The organism is Roseovarius aestuariivivens (genome assembly GCF_004761875.1).
GTDB classification, from domain to species: domain Bacteria; phylum Pseudomonadota; class Alphaproteobacteria; order Rhodobacterales; family Rhodobacteraceae; genus Roseovarius; species Roseovarius aestuariivivens.
In genome coordinates this window covers 214,867-233,121 of the sequence record NZ_SJEY01000002.1, presented here as the reverse complement: position 1 = coordinate 233,121, position 18,255 = coordinate 214,867, and the positions used below count along the sequence as shown (strand labels likewise).

General features: G+C 62.7%; 20 protein-coding genes. 15 read left to right on the top strand and 5 right to left on the bottom strand.

The window, feature by feature from the left end:
* Nucleotides 1-54: 54 nt before the first annotated feature.
* Together rpmI and rplT are read left to right on the top strand one after the other, a co-directional pair.
* Nucleotides 55-255 (top strand): 50S ribosomal protein L35, encoded by a 201-nt coding sequence (gene rpmI / locus EZV60_RS04515; protein WP_135502582.1) that lies wholly within the window; start codon nucleotides 55-57, stop codon nucleotides 253-255.
* 14 nt (nucleotides 256-269) lie between these two features.
* Nucleotides 270-635 (top strand): 50S ribosomal protein L20, encoded by a 366-nt coding sequence (rplT, locus tag EZV60_RS04510; RefSeq protein ID WP_135502580.1) that lies wholly within the window; start codon nucleotides 270-272, stop codon nucleotides 633-635.
* 151 nt (nucleotides 636-786) lie between these two features.
* Here the strand turns inward: rplT and EZV60_RS19240 are convergent, their stop codons facing one another.
* The gene (locus EZV60_RS19240; RefSeq protein WP_210115058.1) at nucleotides 787-1,749 is read right to left on the bottom strand and encodes a choice-of-anchor K domain-containing protein; all 963 of its coding nucleotides are present in this window, start codon (nucleotides 1,747-1,749) and stop codon (nucleotides 787-789) included.
* A gap of 657 nt (nucleotides 1,750-2,406) precedes the next feature.
* On the opposite strand from EZV60_RS19240, the gene phnD reads away from it, so the two are divergent.
* From phnD to EZV60_RS04445, 12 genes are all read left to right on the top strand, one after another.
* Nucleotides 2,407-3,381, top strand: a complete 975-nt coding sequence (phnD, locus tag EZV60_RS04500; RefSeq protein ID WP_135502578.1) for a phosphate/phosphite/phosphonate ABC transporter substrate-binding protein — start codon at nucleotides 2,407-2,409, stop codon at nucleotides 3,379-3,381.
* A gap of 64 nt (nucleotides 3,382-3,445) precedes the next feature.
* The gene (gene phnC / locus EZV60_RS04495; RefSeq protein ID WP_135502994.1) at nucleotides 3,446-4,246 is read left to right on the top strand and encodes a phosphonate ABC transporter ATP-binding protein; all 801 of its coding nucleotides are present in this window, start codon (nucleotides 3,446-3,448) and stop codon (nucleotides 4,244-4,246) included.
* Nucleotides 4,243-5,058: a phosphonate ABC transporter, permease protein PhnE gene (gene phnE / locus EZV60_RS04490; RefSeq protein ID WP_135502576.1), complete on the top strand. Its 816-nt coding sequence runs from the start codon at nucleotides 4,243-4,245 to the stop codon at nucleotides 5,056-5,058. Before phnC ends, phnE (EZV60_RS04490) begins: the two co-directional genes overlap by 4 nt.
* Nucleotides 5,058-5,873 carry a phosphonate ABC transporter, permease protein PhnE gene (gene phnE, locus EZV60_RS04485; RefSeq protein WP_135502574.1) on the top strand — a complete coding sequence of 272 codons (816 nt, stop codon included), beginning with the start codon at nucleotides 5,058-5,060 and terminating at the stop codon, nucleotides 5,871-5,873. The genes phnE (EZV60_RS04490) and phnE (EZV60_RS04485) overlap by 1 nt, the downstream gene beginning before the upstream one ends.
* Nucleotides 5,870-6,778: an HAD-IIA family hydrolase gene (locus EZV60_RS04480; protein WP_135502572.1), complete on the top strand. Its 909-nt coding sequence runs from the start codon at nucleotides 5,870-5,872 to the stop codon at nucleotides 6,776-6,778. The genes phnE (EZV60_RS04485) and EZV60_RS04480 overlap by 4 nt, the downstream gene beginning before the upstream one ends.
* A gap of 252 nt (nucleotides 6,779-7,030) precedes the next feature.
* Nucleotides 7,031-8,104 carry a phenylalanine--tRNA ligase subunit alpha gene (pheS, locus tag EZV60_RS04475; RefSeq protein WP_135502571.1) on the top strand — a complete coding sequence of 358 codons (1,074 nt, stop codon included), beginning with the start codon at nucleotides 7,031-7,033 and terminating at the stop codon, nucleotides 8,102-8,104.
* Nucleotides 8,105-8,189: 85 nt separating this feature from the next.
* Nucleotides 8,190-8,606 (top strand): BLUF domain-containing protein, encoded by a 417-nt coding sequence (locus tag EZV60_RS04470; protein ID WP_135502569.1) that lies wholly within the window; start codon nucleotides 8,190-8,192, stop codon nucleotides 8,604-8,606.
* Nucleotides 8,607-8,670: 64 nt separating this feature from the next.
* Nucleotides 8,671-8,952, top strand: a complete 282-nt coding sequence (locus EZV60_RS04465) for a YrhK family protein (RefSeq protein ID WP_135502567.1) — start codon at nucleotides 8,671-8,673, stop codon at nucleotides 8,950-8,952.
* Between the two features lie 59 nt (nucleotides 8,953-9,011).
* Complete coding sequence (gene mtgA, locus EZV60_RS04460) at nucleotides 9,012-9,737, top strand: monofunctional biosynthetic peptidoglycan transglycosylase (protein ID WP_135502565.1); 726 nt, start codon at nucleotides 9,012-9,014, stop codon at nucleotides 9,735-9,737.
* A gap of 70 nt (nucleotides 9,738-9,807) precedes the next feature.
* A complete protein-coding gene (gene fzlA / locus EZV60_RS04455; RefSeq protein WP_135502563.1) occupies nucleotides 9,808-10,473 on the top strand; it encodes an FtsZ-binding protein FzlA in 666 nt (221 codons plus the stop codon).
* A gap of 51 nt (nucleotides 10,474-10,524) precedes the next feature.
* Nucleotides 10,525-11,580: a tRNA epoxyqueuosine(34) reductase QueG gene (gene queG / locus EZV60_RS04450; RefSeq protein WP_135502561.1), complete on the top strand. Its 1,056-nt coding sequence runs from the start codon at nucleotides 10,525-10,527 to the stop codon at nucleotides 11,578-11,580.
* A gap of 45 nt (nucleotides 11,581-11,625) precedes the next feature.
* On the top strand, nucleotides 11,626-13,653 hold the full coding sequence (locus EZV60_RS04445) for a hydantoinase/oxoprolinase N-terminal domain-containing protein (RefSeq protein ID WP_135502559.1): 2,028 nt from the start codon (nucleotides 11,626-11,628) through the stop codon (nucleotides 13,651-13,653).
* Here EZV60_RS04445 and EZV60_RS04440 read toward each other — a convergent pair.
* Nucleotides 13,650-14,168, bottom strand: coding sequence for a glutathione peroxidase (locus tag EZV60_RS04440; protein ID WP_135502557.1), 519 nt, complete (start codon nucleotides 14,166-14,168; stop codon nucleotides 13,650-13,652). The genes EZV60_RS04445 and EZV60_RS04440 overlap by 4 nt on opposite strands.
* A gap of 131 nt (nucleotides 14,169-14,299) precedes the next feature.
* Here EZV60_RS04440 and EZV60_RS04435 point away from each other — a divergent pair, with 131 nt between their 5' ends.
* Complete coding sequence (locus EZV60_RS04435) at nucleotides 14,300-15,223, top strand: DMT family transporter (RefSeq protein WP_135502555.1); 924 nt, start codon at nucleotides 14,300-14,302, stop codon at nucleotides 15,221-15,223.
* Between the two features lie 4 nt (nucleotides 15,224-15,227).
* On the opposite strand, the gene EZV60_RS04430 is transcribed toward EZV60_RS04435, so the two are convergent.
* Genes EZV60_RS04430 through EZV60_RS04420 form a run of 3 tightly spaced genes read right to left on the bottom strand, consistent with a single transcriptional unit; the run spans nucleotide 15,228 to nucleotide 18,255 of the window.
* Nucleotides 15,228-16,553, bottom strand: a complete 1,326-nt coding sequence (locus EZV60_RS04430) for an NAD(P)/FAD-dependent oxidoreductase (protein WP_135502553.1) — start codon at nucleotides 16,551-16,553, stop codon at nucleotides 15,228-15,230.
* Nucleotides 16,550-17,365, bottom strand: a complete 816-nt coding sequence (locus EZV60_RS04425; protein ID WP_135502551.1) for an ABC transporter permease — start codon at nucleotides 17,363-17,365, stop codon at nucleotides 16,550-16,552. The genes EZV60_RS04430 and EZV60_RS04425 overlap by 4 nt, the downstream gene beginning before the upstream one ends.
* Nucleotides 17,362-18,255, bottom strand: coding sequence for an ABC transporter permease subunit (locus EZV60_RS04420; protein ID WP_135502549.1), 894 nt, complete (start codon nucleotides 18,253-18,255; stop codon nucleotides 17,362-17,364). The genes EZV60_RS04425 and EZV60_RS04420 overlap by 4 nt, the downstream gene beginning before the upstream one ends.

The window sequence follows — 18,255 nt, the reverse complement described above, 5'->3', positions numbered from 1 at the left end:
CAAAGTGGCATGCCGAGTCGCGCGTCAACCGACCCGAAACCCGAGGAGCCGGAAATGCCCAAGATGAAGACCAAGTCGAGCTGCAAGAAGCGGTTCAAGGTGACGGCCAAGGGCCGCGTGGTGGCCGCGCAGGCCGGCAAGCGCCATGGCATGATCAAACGCACCAACAAGTTCATTCGTAACGCGCGCGGCACCACCACGCTGTGCAAGGCTGACGAAGGTATCATCAAGCCGATGATGCCCTACGCCCGCTGAAGGAGGTTTGATCCATGTCCAGAGTTAAAGGTGGCACCGTCACCCACGCCCGTCACAAGAAAGTCGTCAAAGCCGCCAAAGGCTATTACGGTCGCCGCAAGAACACCTTCAAGGTGGCGCGTCAGGCCGTCGATAAGGCGAACCAGTATGCAACCCGCGACCGCAAGAACCGCAAGCGCAGTTTCCGCGCCCTGTGGATCCAGCGGATCAACGCCGCCGTGCGCGCGCATGACGAGGCGCTGACCTATTCGCGCTTCATCAATGGCCTGACGCTGGCCGGCGTCGAGGTTGACCGCAAGGTTCTGGCAGACCTCGCCGTGCACGAGCCCGCCGCCTTCGGCGCGATCGTGGACCAGGCTAAGGGCGCGCTCAACGCCTGAGCACCGGCCGTTCGAAAGAGTTCCAAAACGCCGCCCGGACAGGATCCGGGCGGCGTTTTTCATGTCGCTCCAAAGCCCCGTGTCATCCTGACCGGACAAACCTTTCGGAATATGTTAATTAAAGCATGTTGGAGCGTAATTTGTTTTGAAGTTATCCAGACCCGAAACTTGCATGACGAACAGGTGCGCCATGACCAGATGCCTTGCCGTTTTCACCCTTTTCATTTCCCTCGCCGCCTGCGCCCAGCAGGAAGAAGTTGTTGAGGTCCGCGACCCCGTGACCGGCGAAGTCACTTACGAAACACGCGGTGATTAAGACGCCCGACGCTGGCTCGGCTCCGGTGATCCGGACGGGCGGACGGGCGCAACATCTCGAAGAATGCGCAGACGGCGCTGATCGAGACTTAACTCGAACCGTAAGAGTGCGCAGACCGGGCCGATAAGAAAAGGGCGGGCACAGGGCCCGCCCAAATCCTAAAGTTCTGACCGGCGATCGGCCTTGCATCGCCTTCCGGCGCCGAAGCCACGCCAAACCTCCCAGACCGGTCAGCAGCAGCGGAAGACCGGCGGGAAGCGGAATCGTCCCGGGAATCGCGGACGTGAACTCGGCCCGTAGCGTGCCGGTATTGGCAGTGCCTTCCGGCGAGACGAACTGCGAGTTCAAGACGCCGTTCTGCACGAAGCCGAGGAACGACAGGGTATAATCGACACCTCCGACATTCACCGTCGACGTGCCATTCAGAACCGAGGTCGTGACGGTGTCATCCGCACAGCTGGGCTGCGGGCTGCATGCGTTCGCTGTTTCATCGAGGGCGAAATTAAAGAGGAAGGACGCGCCGCTGAGGATCGTCGTGATCCCATCCAGAACGACGTCAGCTGTCACCGTCAGATCGACCGACGTGAGGCCTGTTCCCGCGGCAATGGGGTTGTTGAAATGCGTGAACGTTCCGAAATCGAACTGTCCCGGTACCGGTGAGGCGGGGTTCGGCACCGGATCGCTGGCGACTTGAACTTCGAAACCCGACCGGAACCGGACCGGATTGAAGTCGGTCCCGCTCCCACCTGGTGTCCCCCAGGCCAGGAACGGGTTTAGCGGGTCGGAATTGTCGACCAACGCATTTGCTCCGGGGTCTGCGGCCACATTGGACTAGGCCGCCGAGACATTCGAGAGTTCAAGTGTCGACGCGAAAGCGTCTGTTGCCGTGAGTGTAACCGCTGCAATACTCGAAAAAGCTAACACCTTAAGGTTGTGAAACATCGTTCTCTCAATCAATGGATATTATGTAAAGAGCCGTGCCACATTCCTGCCGCAATGTCTTGGTCATCAAGGCGCTAAGGTCAAATAATTAAAGGATAAAAATCGCATAAGGTGTAACCCCGCGCAAGCTTCCGGGGTAGGTTGTGATACTCGGAGCCTTGCGTGGCTGCGGTTCGGTTCGACGTCGCCTGGCACGTCACGTCATGCGGTCCGAACCCGCGCCGCCGAATCGCAAAAATGCACCTATGAGGCGTTTGAACGGAACGTTTCGCGACTCCGTCCCGGTTTGTCCCGCACTTCGCTGACGGGCATCCCTGCGTCGGGTGCACGGTCGTTCCACCGGCCCTCTCAGAAGCAGGGAAGGCCCGCTTCGACTCTTTTGTCTGCAGATCGCCAGAGCTCCAGCTTGCGCCGCCGGTGGTCCAGCACGTAGGGTGGCCGCGTCGCGACCTGACGCGCGAGAACCAAAAAATATTCGGGACCCAAAGGGTCTCACGTAAGGGAGGATACGTAATGAACACCGATCTGAGGCTCCTTGTCGGAGCATCGGCGATTGCCATGATGTCGCTTGCCGGCGCTGCGACGGCCCAAGACTGCGAACGCGGCACCCTGGACGATCGCTATTGTGACGAGGACGGGGATCTGATTGCCGATATCCCGACCGACGCCAGCCAGCTCATGGATCCCGACACGCTGATCTTCGCGTACACCCCGGTCGAGGATCCGGCGGTCTACAAGGAGGCATGGTCCGACTTTCTCGACTTTCTCAGCGAGAAGACCGGAAAGGAGATCGTCTTTTTCCCGGTTCAGTCCAACGCGGCTCAGATCGAGGCGATGCGCTCGGGCCGTCTGCATATTGCGGGCTTCAACACCGGCTCGAACCCCCTGGCGGTGAATTGCGCAGGCTTCCGTCCGTTCACGATCATGGCGGGTGAAGACGGCTCTTACGGCTACGAGATGGAAATCATCACCCATCCCGAAAGCGGCATCGAAAAAGTCGAGGACATCAAGGGCGGGCAGCTCGCCTTCACCTCGCCCACGTCCAACTCGGGCTTCAAGGCGCCCTCGGCGATCCTCAAAAGCGATTTCGACATGGTCGCAGAGCGCGATTTCGAACCGGTCTATTCCGGCAAGCATGACAACTCGATCCTGGGCGTCGCCAACAAGGACTATCCCGCGGCCTCGATTGCGAATTCGGTCAAGGCGCGGATGCTGGCGCGCGATGTGGTCTCCGAGGATCAACTGGTGACGATCTACAAGTCGCAGACATTCCCGACCACGGGCTACGGCGTCGTCTACAACCTCACGCCGGACCTCCAGCAGGCGATCCAGGATGCGTTCTTCGAGTTCGAGTGGGAAGGCACCTCGCTGGAAGAAGAGTTCTCCAAAAACGGCGAAGCGCAATTCATTCCGATCACGTATCAGCAGGAATGGGAAGTCATCAGAAAGATCGACGCGGCCAACGACGTCAGCTACGCCTGCGAGTAATCTTTGCGCCTTTGGGCGGGGGCCGGTCCGGCCCCTGCCGCTCGGGCAAACGCGGGAAATCATGATGCTGCGCCTCAACAAGCTTACGAAAACCTACAAGACCGGCGACAAGGCTCTGAAAGAGATCGACCTTGAAGTGCCGAAAGGGCAGGTCGTGGCCCTGATCGGGCCGTCGGGCGCCGGCAAATCGACCCTGATCCGCTGTATCAACAGGCTGGTGGAACCCACCGGCGGCGAGGTCTGGATCGATGACCTCGAGGTGACGCGCCTCGGAACGGGCGCCCTGCGCCGCGCGCGCCGCGCGATGGGCATGATCTTTCAGGAATACGCGCTTGTCGAGCGCCTGACCGTAATGGAAAACGTGCTGTCGGGCCGTCTGGGCTATGTCGGGTTCTGGCGCAGTTTTCTGCGCAAATACCCCAAGTCGGACGTGGACGAGGCGTTCCGCCTGCTCGACAGGGTGGGCCTTCTTCACATGGCCGACAAACGCGCCGACGAGCTTTCGGGCGGCCAGCGCCAGCGCGTCGGGATTTGCCGCGCGCTCATTCAGAACCCCAAGCTTCTTCTGGTGGACGAGCCGACAGCGTCACTCGACCCCAAGACAAGCCGCCAGATCATGCGCCTGATCACCGAGCTTTGTCGCGAACGCGGTCTTGCCGCCATCATCAACATTCACGACGTCGCCCTGGCGCAGATGTTCGTTCAGCGCGTTGTCGGCCTGCGTTTCGGCGCAATTGAATTCGACGGCGCCCCGGATGCCCTGACCCCGGACGTGCTCACCACCATCTACGGCGAGGAAGACTGGGAAGCGACCATCGAAAAGGCTGACGAAGACGCGCCCGAACCGGTCGAGGCCGCGCAATGAGTCATCGCGAACTGGACGACATGCTTGGCAAGGGCTGGCGAAAGCCGCCGCTGGTCCGCCATCCGGTTCTGCGCTGGGGTCTGGTCGCGGGCTTTGCGGCCTACATGGTCATGGCGGTTCTCACGATCGAGGTTGATTGGGGCCGTGTCTATGAAGGGCTGGATCGCGGCTGGCAGTTCATCCTGTCCTTCACCCGGCCCGATTTCATGTCGCGCTGGGGCGATATCTGGGACGGGCTTGTCGAAAGCGTGGTGATGACCGTGGCGGCCTCCGTGGTCGGTATCGCGATCTCGATTCCCATCGGCCTCGGCGCGGCGCGCAACATCGCCCCCCTGCCGGTCTACCTGATCTGTCGTGCAATCATCGCCATCAGCCGCTCTTTGCAGGAAATCATCGTCGCCATCCTGCTGGTGGCGATCTTCGGCTTCGGCCCACTCGCGGGGTTCCTGACGCTCTCGTTCGCGACCATCGGGTTCCTGTCCAAACTTCTCGCCGAAGATATCGAGGCCATGGACCGCGTGCAGGCCGAGGCGATCCGCGCATCGGGCGCGCGGTGGATGCAATGGATCAACTACGGCGTCCAGCCGCAGGTCATGCCGCGCCTCGTGGGTCTGTCAATGTACCGCATCGATATCAATTTCCGCGAAAGCGCGATCCTGGGCCTGGTCGGCGCAGGCGGCATCGGCGCCACCCTGAACACCGCCTTCGACCGCTACGAATACGACACCGCCGCGGCCATCCTGATCCTGATCATCGGGATTGTCATGATGCTTGAATACCTCTCCGGCGTGATCCGCGCGAGGGTGCAGTAATGCCGGTGCTCGACGTCAACGGCGCGCCGGTCTGGCGCAGGCGCACGACCGGTCAGGCGCTTCTGCGCTGGTTCGGCTGGCTTCTCGGGGTCGCGGTCTTTCTGTTCTGCTGGCAAAGGATCTCTGACGCCACGACGTGGTTTTTCGTCTGGGATGCGCCCCGCATCGCCGACGATATCTGGTCGCGCGCCACGCCACCGCGCTGGGATTATATCACGCAGCTCGGCCGCCCGATCTGGGACACGTTCAACATCGCCACGCTGGGAACGCTGATCTCGCTCTGTCTTGCCGTGCCGGTCGCTTTTCTTGCCGCGCGCAACACCACGCCGTCGCGGCTCTTCATTCGTCCGATTGCGCTTCTGATCATCGTTGCGACGCGCTCGATCAACTCGCTGATCTGGGCGCTTCTGCTGATCGCCATCATCGGCCCCGGCGTCTTTGCCGGCGTCGTGGCCATCGCTATCCGGTCCATCGGGTTCTGCGCCAAGCTGCTCTATGAGGCGATCGAGGAAATCAACGAAAGCCAGGTCGAGGCGATCACCGCCACCGGGGCCTCGCGCTGGCAGGTCATGGCCTACGGCATCGTGCCGCAAGTCCTGCCCGCCTTCGCCGGCATCGCGGTCTTCCGTTGGGATATCAACATCCGCGAATCCACGGTTCTGGGCCTCGTCGGCGCGGGCGGCATCGGGCTTCAGCTTTCGGCCTCGCTCAACGTGCTAGCCTGGCCTCAGGTCAGCATGATCCTTCTGGTCATTCTCTGCGCCGTGGTGATCAGCGAATGGGTCTCGGCCAAGGTTCGTGGGGCGATCATATGACAACAATGACGGCGCAGGAGGCGCTCGCGGCTTACGAGGCGGCGCGCCATCGTCTGCCCGACCCGGTCACCGCCACCTCCGCCCCGCGCAGGGTCGATACGCTGGCAGGGCTTGCCAGGGATTTCGACGCTTTCTTCCTCGATGCCTTCGGCGTTCTGAACGTAGGGGAAACCGCGATCCCCGGCGTGCCCGACCGTATCGCGGCACTGCAGGAGATGGGCAAACGCGTGCTCGTCGTCTCGAACGCGGCCGGATTCCCGCAGGACCGGTTGCTCGAGAAATACGCGCGGCTCGGCTACGATTTCGCCGACGACGACGTCGTGACCAGCCGCAAGGCGCTTGCGGCGGCGGTGGGTGCCGGCACTGGCCGCAGATGGGGCCTGATGGTCAGCGACGGCATGCCTGCCGCGGAATTCGACGCGCTGGATCACGTCCGCCTTCGGGACGACGCCGCGGCCTATGAGACGCCCGATATCTTCCTGATGATCGGCAGCGCAACCTGGACCGAAACCCGCCAAACCCTGCTCGAAGAGGCGCTGATCGCCCGTCCCCGGCCGGTTTTCGTCGGCAACCCCGATATCGTCGCCCCCCGGGAAAAGGGCTTTTCGCTCGAACCGGGGCATTTCGCCCACAGGCTGGCCGACCGCACCGGCATCACGCCGGAATTTTTCGGCAAGCCTTTCGCCAATATCTACGATATCGCCTTCGCCCGGCTGTCCGCCGACATCCCGAAATCCCGCATCCTGATGGTGGGCGACAGCCTGCACACCGATATCCTCGGCGCGCAAACCGCCGGCGTCGCCTCCGCGCTGGTCACTGATTACGGCTTTCTCGCCGGCCAGGACCCGGCAGAGGCCATGGCGCAAACCGGCATCACGCCCGATTTCATTCTGCCCAGCCCGTGATCGCGCGCTTGGTTCAGCTTGAGGCCCGATTTGCGCAGCCTCCGCTGCGCGTGGTCAAGAGGGGTGGTTCGCCGCGCAGAATGACGGACCGGGACACCGGCCCGCACGCGTTGCGCGATATTTGTACAAAATGGAAAAACGCCCTTTGAGAGGTGCTGCAATTTGTACAAAACACCCGGTCAAACCGCCGACTTGCGCAAAGCGCACAGGCGGGGTAACCCGCGCGGGACAGGAGTCAGCCCGGGTAAAGTGATGGACGATCTGCGAGACAAGTATCTGACGGCGATCGCCGGGGCCTCGGACGAGGCCGCGCTGGAAGATCTGCGTGTGCAAGCCGTTGGGAAGAAAGGCGAAGTTGCCCTCAAGATGCGCGAGCTGGGCAAGATGACGCCCGAAGAACGGCAAGTCATGGGGCCGAAGCTCAACGCTTTGAAGGACGAGATCACCTCCGCCATCGCCGCCAAGAAAGCCGGGCTGGAGGACGCCGCGCTCGACGAGCGCCTGCGCGGCGAATGGCTGGATGTCACCCTGCCCGGACGCGGTCGGCGGCAGGGAACGATCCATCCAATTTCCCAAGTAACAGAAGAGGTTACGGCGATTTTCGCCGATATGGGCTTCGCCGTGGCGGAAGGCCCCCAGATCGAATCCGACTGGTATAATTTCGACGCGCTCAACATCCCCAGCCACCACCCGGCCCGCGCCGAAATGGACACCTTCTACATCCACCGCGCCGAAGGCGACGACCGCCCCCCGCATGTGTTGCGCACCCATACCAGCCCGGTTCAGATCCGCGCGATGCAGGAACAGGGTGCTCCCATCCGCGTCATCGCCCCCGGCCGCGTCTACCGCGCGGACTATGACCAGACCCACACACCGATGTTCCACCAGATCGAGGGGCTGGCAATTGATCGTGATATTTCAATGGCTAACCTCAAGTGGGTACTGGAAGAATTCGTGAAAGCCTTCTTCGAGGTTGACCATGTCGACCTGCGCTTCCGCGCCTCGCACTTCCCCTTCACCGAACCCTCTGCCGAGGTCGATATCCGCTGTTCGTGGGAGGACGGCACCCTCAAGGTCGGCGAAGGCGACGACTGGCTCGAGATCCTTGGCAGCGGTATGGTGCATCCCAAGGTCCTGCAGGCCGGCAATATCGACCCGGACCAATGGCAGGGCTTTGCCTTCGGCCTCGGGATCGATCGGATCGCGATGCTGAAATACGGCATCCCCGATTTGCGCGCCTTCTTCGATTCCGACCTGCGCTGGCTGAGGCACTACGGCTTCGCCTCGCTCGACGTGCCCACGCTGCATGGGGGCCTCAGCCGATAAAATGCCGAGCAGGGTGCGCTGAAGCGCACCCTACAGGTGACGTGACGCGTCGCGCGGCGTAGACTGCCGAAAAAGGAAGCTCACCATGCCCCTCAGGCAACTCGTTTACGCCTCTCGCCCCTTCGGTTTCGACGATGCCATGCTGGCAGGGATCCTGCTCGATGCGCGGCGGTGCAATGCGCGGGACGACATCACCGGCGCGCTAATCTGCCGGGCCGATCTATACCTGCAAATGCTTGAAGGCCCCGAAGCGGCGGTCGAGGAGTGCTATGACCGCATCCGTCAGGATGACCGCCATACAGAGGCGCGGCGGCTCTTGGACCGGCCGATCAAGACCCGGCTGTTTCCCGGCTGGGCCATGCGTGACGACCCTGCGCAAAGCTGGGTCTGGACCATCGAAGAGGTGCGCGACGGTGCCATCGAACGCGCGACCGAGGACGAGGTAATAGGCTTTTTCGAGCGGTTGGCCGCGCAGAAGATCGTGCCGCCCCGCAAAACCTGATACCGCTGGTGGCGGCCTGCCATCGTCGTGGAATGACCAGAGTTCAGCCGGATTAGAGACGCATATGACCCTTTTCTCGAGTCAGAACCGGGACCGGAACGACGAAACACGCCGGCTTTACGCGCTTTTCGAGCTTGTCCACACCGCCGTCGATTTTCTGGCTGCGCTCTCGTTCCTCATCGGCTCGATTCTGTTTCTCTGGCCCGATCACGAAACCCCCGCGATCTGGCTTTTCGTGATCGGCTCGGTCTTTTTCTGTCTCAAGCCGACCATCCGGATGATCCGAGAGCTCAAGCTCGCGTCGATGGGGGACACCGAGGATCTTGCGAAACGCTACGATCGCTGAGGGTATGATCGCGCAGTTTGCGCTTTTTGCGGGCAAGGACCGACGCTATAGCTGCGCGCATGGCGAAGACGAGCAAGACCAAGGACCGACCGTCGCTGGCCGACAGGATCACCGCGCCGGTCCACTGGCTGCGGCGCTGGACCTTGCGGCTCATTTTCCTGGCGGTCGTGATCGTGTTGGGCACGGTGACCGCACATCGCGTCTTCAACCCGCCGGATACGCTTTACATGAAGCAAGAGACCGCCCGGTTGGGCAAGATCGATCACCAGTGGGTGCCGATGGATGCCATCGCGCCGGTCATGGCCCGGTCGGTCGTGGCGGCCGAGGATGCGAATTTCTGCCTGCATTGGGGGTTCGACATGGGCGCGATCCGCGCCGCGATCGAGGATGGCGGCGCGCGCGGCGCGTCCACGCTCAGCCAGCAGGTGGTCAAGAACGTCTATCTCTGGCACGGGCGATCCTGGCTTCGCAAGGCGCTGGAGGCAGCGATCACGCCTGCGGTCGAGGCGATCTGGTCCAAGCGGCGCATCTTGGAGGTGTACCTTAACGTGGCGGAATTCGACGAAGGCATCTTTGGCGTCGAGGCCGCGGCGCGGCATTATTTCGGGGTCGGCCCCGAGGCGCTGACGGATCATCAGGCGGCGCGGCTGGCGGCGATCCTGCCCGCCCCCAAGGAACGATCGGCGAGCCGTCCAGGAGATTTTGTCCGGCGGCGTGCGGCACAAATCATGGACGGAGCGGCCACGATCCGCCGCGATGGGCGCGCGGCCTGTTTCGAGGATTGAAATGGCCGCGCAATCCGGGCATTGAGAAGCGCACACGACCCTTTTTGCAATGAAGCTCGGAAATTCTTTTATGGCCAAGCTCTACCACGTTCCGTTGTCCCCGTTCTGCCGCAAGGTGCGGCTGGTGCTGGCCGAGAAACGGATCGAATGCGAGCTGGTCGAGGAACGCTACTGGGAACGCGACGCCGACTTTCTGCGGCGCAATCCGGCGGGCAAGGTCCCGGTGCTGCGTCTGGACAACATGACGTTGTCGGAAAGTACGCCGATCTGTGAATATCTCGAAGAACGGCATCCCGAACCGCCGCTGATGCCCAAAGGTCACGAGGGCCGGTACGAGGTGCGGCGGCTGGTCAGCTGGTTCGACGACAAGTTCCACAGCGAAGTGACCTCCAAACTGCTCTACGAGCGGGTCAACAAAAAGGTCATGGGCCTCGGTTTTCCCGACAGCGGCAACGTCAAGGCCGGTGCCAAGGCGATCAAATTCCATATCGACTACATGGCCTGGCTGCTCGACCGGCGCAGATGGCTGGCGGGTGACGTGATGACACTAGCGGATTTCGCCGCTGCGGCCCATTTGTCGAGCCTCGATTACATCTCAGACGTGGATTGGCACCGCAGCGAGGTCGTCAAGGACTGGTACGCGAAGATCAAATCTCGTCCGGCTTTCCGTGGCATCCTGGCAGATCAGGTGCCCGGATTTCCGCAGCCGACGCATTATGCCGATCTCGATTTCTAGGGCGAGGGCGCGGGCGTCCCAAAGTGGCGCTTGCCGCGTGATTTCGCCGGAATGAGCACTGATCGGCTGAAAGAGAGACTGATTTCGCAGGCGCAAGAGGAAGGATTTTCCGCCTGCCGCGTCTGCCGGCCCTGGGATGTGGGTCACGTTCCCGCGCGCCTGGCGGCTTTTCTCGACAGGGGATATCACGGGCAGATGGGCTGGCTGGCCGAACGCACGCATTGGCGTGGCGCGCCGCAGGTCCTGTGGCCCGAGGCGCGTTCGGTGATCATGCTGGCCGAAAACTACGGACCGTCCGAGGACCCGCTGGCCCTTCTGGATCAGCCGGATCGCGGCGCAGTCTCGGTTTACGCCCGCAATCGCGATTACCATGACGTGGTCAAGAAACGGTTGAAACGTCTGGCGCGCTGGCTGATCGCCGAGGCGGGCGGCGAGGTGAAGGTGTTCGTCGATACCGCGCCGGTGCCGGAAAAACCGCTGGCCGAGGCGGCGGGCCTTGGCTGGCAAGGCAAGCATACCAATCTGGTCAGCCGCGATTTGGGCAGCTGGTTCTTTATCGGGTCGGTGTTCACGACGCTCGAAATCGACACTGATCCGGCAGAAGTCGATCATTGCGGCTCGTGCCGGGCCTGTCTCGACATTTGCCCGACCGATGCCTTTCCCGCGCCCTATCAGCTCGACGCGCGGCGTTGCATTTCCTACCTGACGATCGAGCATAAAGGGCCCGTGGACGAAGAGCTCCGGCCCGGGATCGGCAATCGTATCTACGGGTGTGATGATTGCCTTGCCGTGTGTCCCTGGAACAAGTTCGCGACCCGCGCGGAAGAGTTGCGGTACCATGCACGCGACGATCTGAAAGCGCCGGCACTGGAAGACCTTGCTGCTCTCGATGATGCCACGTTCCGGGCGCGGTTTTCCGGCAGCCCGATCAAGCGGATCGGGCGAAATCGGTTCGTGCGTAACGTCGCCTACGCGATCGGGAATTCGGGCCTGCCGCGACTTTTGCCAGTGGTGCAGGCGCTCTGCGACGACGAAGATGCGGCGGTCGCCGATGCGGCAAGATGGGCAGTGATGCGACTTCGATCTGCCGCAAACGGACCGGCGTAAAACCTGCGCCTGGGCTATCGCGCAAGGGCAGGAAAGGGATGGGCCATGGCAATTCTACTCGGCGTCGATACCGGCGGAACCTATACCGACGCGGTTCTGATCCGCGATGAAACGGACGTCGTGGCAAGCGCCAAGGCGCTGACAACCCGGCATGACCTTGCCGAAGGGATCGGGGCCGCCATCGCGGCGGTTCTGACCCAAAGCGGTGTCGCGCCCGGCGATATTGGCATGGCCTCTCTGTCGACCACGCTGGCGACCAATGCGCTGGTCGAGGGGCAGGGCGGGCGCGTCGGTCTCGTCTATATCGGGTTCCGCGAACAGGATCTGGACAGCCATGGTTTGCGCGACGCGTTGGGGGGTGATCCGGCCTTGGTTCTACAGGGTGGTCACGGACATGCGGGCACCGAAACCGCGCCGCTGGATGAAACCGCGCTTTCGGCTTGGTTAGACTCTATTGATCCCGTATCCGCCTATGCCGTCGCAGCACAGTTCGCTACACGAAACCCGGCTCATGAACTGCGCGCCGCCGAGATTATCCGTGCGACGACGGGCAGGCCCGTGTCGCTTTCGCATCAGCTTTCGGCCAAGCTCAACGGACCGAAGCGCGCACTGACAGCTCTTCTGAATGCAAGGCTGATCGGGATGATCACGCGCCTCATCGCACGCGCGGAGCATACGTTGGGCACCCTCGGCATCGCCGCGCCGCTGATGGTCGTCCGCGGGGATGGTGCGTTGATCTCGGCAGCTCAGGCGCGCGAGAGGCCGATCGAAACGATCCTGAGCGGGCCTGCGGCAAGCATCGTCGGCGCGCGCTGGATGACCGGCGCGAAGGACGCGCTCGTGTCGGATATCGGCGGGACGACGACGGACATCGCATTGCTGCGCGACGGACGGCCGATGATTGACCCTGCCGGCGCACAGGTCGGGCCCTGGCGCACCATGGTCGAGGCGGTGGCGATGCGCACCACCGGCCTCGGCGGCGATAGCGAGGTAACCGTGAACGAGTCCGGGTTGAGAGGTGGCGTCACCCTTGGTCCGCGCCGGATGGTGCCGGTCAGCCTTCTTGCGGCGGAGGCGGGCCAAAAGGTGCATGACGTGCTTGACGAACAGCTACGCCGCGAAGTGCCCGGCGAACAGGATGCGCTGTTCGTTCGGGCTGTAAACGGCATGGATCAGGGTGGATTAGGGTCGAAAGACCTGCAGCTGCTCGAACGGATCGGCCCCGGCGTGATGGCCCTGTCCGCCGTTCTGGGCGCCCGCAGCGATCGCGCGGTGCTGCGTCGGCTGGTGGCGCGCGGGCTGGTCCTGGTGGCCGGGCCCACGCCGTCGGACGCGGCCCACGTGTTGGGTAGGCTCACGGCATGGGATGGCACGGCGGCGGAAAAGGCCATGCGTCTTCTGGGCCGACGCCGCGTGGGGCACGGAGGAAGGCTTTGTCCGGATCCTTCCGCGATGGCGCAGATGATCGTGGATCAATTGACGCGCCAGACGGTCCTGGCGCTGCTCGAAGCCGCGTTTGCCGAGGAGGAGACCGCGTTCGGCCTGCCCCCCGCGCAACTGGCCGATCACGTTCTGATGCAGGCCGGGTTGTCTTATTACCGCGGATTGGTGCGGATAGAGGCCGGTCTGAATGTGCCGGTTATCGGTCTCGGGGCCTCTGCGGCGAATTATTATACGGCGGTGGGGGACCGGCTTCATTGCGACATGATCCTGCCCAACCATGCCGGCGTGGCGAACGCCATTGGCGCCGTCGTGGGCCGTATCGCCGTCCGGCGCAGCGGCGCGGTGACCAGCCCGTCAGAGGGCGTTTTCCGTGTCCACGCCGACGAAGTGCCGAAAGACTTCGGTGATGCGCGGCATGCGCTTGATCACCTGCGCGCCCACTTGGAGAAGGACGCGCGCCAAGCGGCGGCAGAGGCCGGCGCCGACGAGGTCGAAGTGCACGTCGAGGAGGATGTCAAAACCGTCACCGCAGAGGCGCGCGAGGTCTTCATCGAGGCAACAGTCACGGTCGAGGCGGGCGGACGTCCCCGCATCGCCGACGAGCGCGATCCGGGCCGGAACAGAGCCTAATTCAGCAGATTTTCGATATCGCCCGTCATACGCTGTGACATCGGGCGCACGGGCGAGCCATAGGTCGCGGCGACCTTGCCATCGGGGCCGATCAGTACCTTGTTGAAATTCCAGTTCGGCTCAAACCCGGCTTCTCGCGCGACAGACCGATAAAACGGATGCGCGTTCTTGCCCCGCACAGGCGTTATACCGGTCATCGGCAGCGTGATCCCGTACTGCACCTCGCAGAACTCTTTAACCGATGCGTTGTCGGAAAGCTCCTGCTTGAAATCGTCGGACGGCACCGCGACGACGACCAGACCGCGATCCTTGTAGGTCTCGTAGAGCTCCTGAAGCGCCGCGTACTGGTTGGTGTAGCCGCAGCGCGAGGCGGTGTTCACCACCAGAACGGGCTGGCCTTGCCAATCGGAAAGCCGAAGTTTGCCGCCGTCGATATTCTCGAACGGCGCATCGAGGTCGAGCGCGGCGGCGGGCAGCGCAAAAAAGAGGGCGAAAAAAGTGATGATGAAACGCATCGAAACCTCCTGTTGTATGCAGATATACGTAGCGGGTCCGACCGTGGATCAAGCCTTGCTGGAATCGCATGGCGGGTTTCCTTTGCCTTTGCCGCCGCTTTGCGCCAAGCGAGGGGCACGGAGGGCCAAGGATGAACCCGCTCAAGGGGATCGCGCTGAAACTCGTGGCGGTGATGCTGTTCATCGTCATGTCGTCGCTGATCAAGGCGGCGTCGGATGCCGTGCCGCCCGGGCAGGCCGTCTTTTTCCGCTCGTTCTTTGCCATGCCGGTCATCCTCGCCTGGCTCGCCTTGCGCGGCGATCTGCGCACAGGACTGCGGGTCACGTCGCGCATGGGGCATTTCTGGCGCGGCGTCGTGGGTACGACGGCGATGGGCCTGATGTTTGCCGGGCTCGGTCTCTTGCCTCTGCCAGAGGTCACGGCCCTTGGTTACGCCGCGCCGCTGCTGGTCGTCGTCTTCGCGGCGATGTTTCTTGACGAGAGGGTTGGCATCTTCCGGCTTGGCGCGGTGGCGCTTGGTCTCGCGGGCGTCCTGATCGTGCTGGCGCCACGGCTGACCACGCTCGGCGACGACACGGTTGAGGTCACGCAGGCCGTCGGCGCGGTTCTTGTCCTTCTCGGCGCGGTCTGCGCGGCGCTGGCGCAGATCTACATCCGCAAGCTGGTTCAGACCGAACAAACCAGCGCCATTGTGTTCTACTTTTCGCTGACCGCGAGCCTGCTCAGCCTGCTGACACTTCCCTTCGGATGGACGATTCCGGGTGGAACAGTGACGATATACTTGGTTCTGGCCGGTGTCCTTGGCGGTCTGGCGCAGATCTTTCTCACCTCCAGCTATCGATTTGCCGATGCCAGCGTGATTGCGCCGTTCGATTACGCCTCGATGCTCTTTGCGATCGTGATCGGCTATATCGTGTTCGACGAGGTGCCGACGCGGCAAATGCTGATTGGCGCGGCGCTGGTCATTCTCGCCGGGATCATCATCATCCTGCGCGAACGGCAGCTTGGCCTGCGCCGGGGCCGGGCGCGCGCGGTCAAAACTCCGCAGGGCTGAACTCTTACTGACCGGTCAGAGCGGCGGCAGCATAAAGCGGCGCCAGCGTGGCGCGGCGAAACCGCCCTAACGGAAAGCGACCGGGCGGTGTGCGCATGACGTCCGGGTAGGGCCGGTTCGGCACGCGGTCCTGCGCCAGATCGGCAAGGATCGCCCCGGCATAGGTGGCCATCGCGACCCCGTTGCCGTGATAGCATAGCCCCGCAAACGCGCCGGGCATGTTCGGGATCGGCCCCGCAAACGGGGTCAGGCTCGCCGAGAAGCACAAAAGCCCCGTCCAGCTGAATTCCGTCTCTATGCCGGCCCAGGCGGGGAACATCGCCTCGAAATGCGCGCGTGTGCGTCCGGTCATGGCCGCGTCAGAGGCGGCAGAGCTGACCAGGCCACCCCGCATTCCGAACAGCATGCGTCGGTCCGGCATCAGGCGAAAGTAATGCAGGAAGATCCGGTGATCGAAGCACATCTGCGCGGTGGACCAGCCCTGCGCGGAAATCTCGTCTTCGGTAAGCGGCCGGGTCACGATCACATTCGACTGCACGGGAAGGTACCGCGAGCGCAACCAGTCGGGCAGATCGTCCGAGGAATAGCCGTTTGTGGCGATCACGATCCGGCGCGCGTGCACACGTCCCTCTGGTGTGTACAGGGTATGTCGCCCCTCGGCATCGATCCGCGTGACCGGGCTATGCCCGTAGATCCTTGCGCCGGCGGCGGTGGCGGCATCGGCCAGTCCAAGCGCGTACTTCATCGGGTTAAGCGCAAAGCCAACCGGATTGGTCAGGGCGCCGTGAAAGGGGCCTGACATGCCGTTTCGTGCAAGATCAGAGCCTGTAATTATCGTCGGCGTCACACCAAGATCGGTTTCGATTCGGCGCGCTTCGGCCTCAAAACCGGCCAGGGCACGGTCTGACTGCGCCATCAGGGTTTCGCCTTCGGAATGCCGGTCGCACTCAATCGCGTGGCTCTCGATCAGGCTTTCGGCGAAGCGCACCGCCTCGGCTTCGGTCCGTCGCCAGTCGCGCCGCCCGCTCTCGCCGTGGCGCCGCGCGAGCATCGCGTCGCTGGCCTTGGCGCCACCGCAGCAGCAGAACCCGCCATTGCGCCCAGAGGCGCCCCAGCCGGGATATTCCGCGTCGAGAAGGATCACGTCCGCGCCACCCTGCGCAAGGTGAAGTGCGGCCGAGAGACCGGTATAGCCAGCCCCCACAATCGCCACGTCACAGGACATCTCACCGCGCGCAACCGGCCAGTCGCGCGCCGAAACGGTGGTCGGCCAGAAACAGCCCGCGCGCGGGCCTTCTCCGTAAGTATAGGCGGGAAAGAGCCGTTTCACGCCCGCTCCGCGGCCTGCTCTTCTGCCATCTGCCGCAGCATCGTGCGTTTCGAGATCAGCGAGGCGCTGATCACCCCGACGGCAACGATCCCGATCAGGATCGTCGACAGCGCGTTGATCTCGGGACTCACCCCAAGCCGGATCGAGGACCAGACCTTGATCGGCAGGGTCGTTGCCGATGGCCCGGCGGCGAAGGATGCGATCACCAGATCATCGAGCGATAGCGTAAAGGCCAAAAGCCAGCCGGAAATGACCGAGGGTGCGATGATTGGCAGGGTGACGAGACGAAACGCCTGAAACGGGGAACACCCCAGATCCAGCGCGGCCTCCTCCAGCGATTTGTCGAAGGTCATCAGACGCGAGGAGACCACCACCGACACAAAGCACATGGAAAAGGTCGTGTGCGCGAGGATGATCGTGACTACCCCGCGGTCCAACCCGATTCCGATAAAAAGCAGCAGCAGCGACAGGCCGGTGATGACCTCCGGCATGACGAGCGGCGCGTAAATCATGCCCGAGAACAGCGTGCGCCCGATGAACCGCCCAGCCCGGATCAAGACCAGCGCCGCCATCGTGCCGAGTATCGTCGCGATGGTGGAACTGACCAGCGCCACCCGCAACGTGACCCAAGCCGCATCCAGATAGGATTCGTTCGTCAGAAGTTCGCCGTACCACTTGGTCGAGAAGCCCGCCCAGACCGTGACCAACTGCGATTCGTTGAAGCTGTAGATGATGAGCAGCAGCATCGGCAGATAGAGGAAGGCAAAGCCAAGCGTCAGCGATGTGACATTGAACCAGGACAGGCGGATCATCCGTCGCTCTCCCGCTGTTTCTGCTGGTTTCGCTGGAATAGCACGATCGGGATCACGAGGATCAAAAGCAGGATCACCGCCACCGCCGAGGCCACCGGCCAGTCGCGGTTGTTGAAGAACTCCTCATAGAGCACCTTGCCGATCATAAGCGTCTCTGATCCGCCCAAAAGCGCCGGAATCACGAACTCGCCCACCGCCGGAATGAAGACCAGGAAACTGCCGGCGATGATCCCGTTGCGCGACAGCGGAACGGTCACCAGCCAAAAGGCCGACAGGCGCGAACAGCCCAGGTCCTCCGCCGCCTCCAGAAGCGATCCGTCCATTTTGTCCAGCGCAGCATAGATCGGCAGGATCATGAAGGGCAGGTAGGTGTAGACGATGCCGATATAGACCGCGACATTCGTGTTCAGAATCGTCAGCGGCTCTCCGATTACCCCGATCCCAAGCAGAACCTGATTGAGATACCCCTCGGTCGACAGAATGCCCTTCCAAGCATACACGCGGATCAGAAAACTGGTCCAGAAGGGCAGGATAACCAGCATCATCAGGGTCGGCCGCCACTGTTCGGGGGCGCGCGCCATGCCATAGGCGATCGGATAGCCGACCATCAGCGTCAACAGGGTCGAAATCGTCGCGATCTGCAGCGAGGACAGGTACGCCTTCCAGTAAAGATCGTCTTCGGTCAGAAAGATGAAATTCTCGAAATCGAAGGCGGCGAAGAGGTCTTTGACGCCCTGCCACCACCCGTTCGAGAAATCCATTTGCGGCGTGTAGGGCGGGATCGAAAGGTTATAGTCGCTGAGCGAGATCTTCAGGACGATGGCGAACGGCACCAGAAACAGCGCCAGAAGCCAGAGATAAGGCACGAGGATGAGGATCGCGCGGCGCAT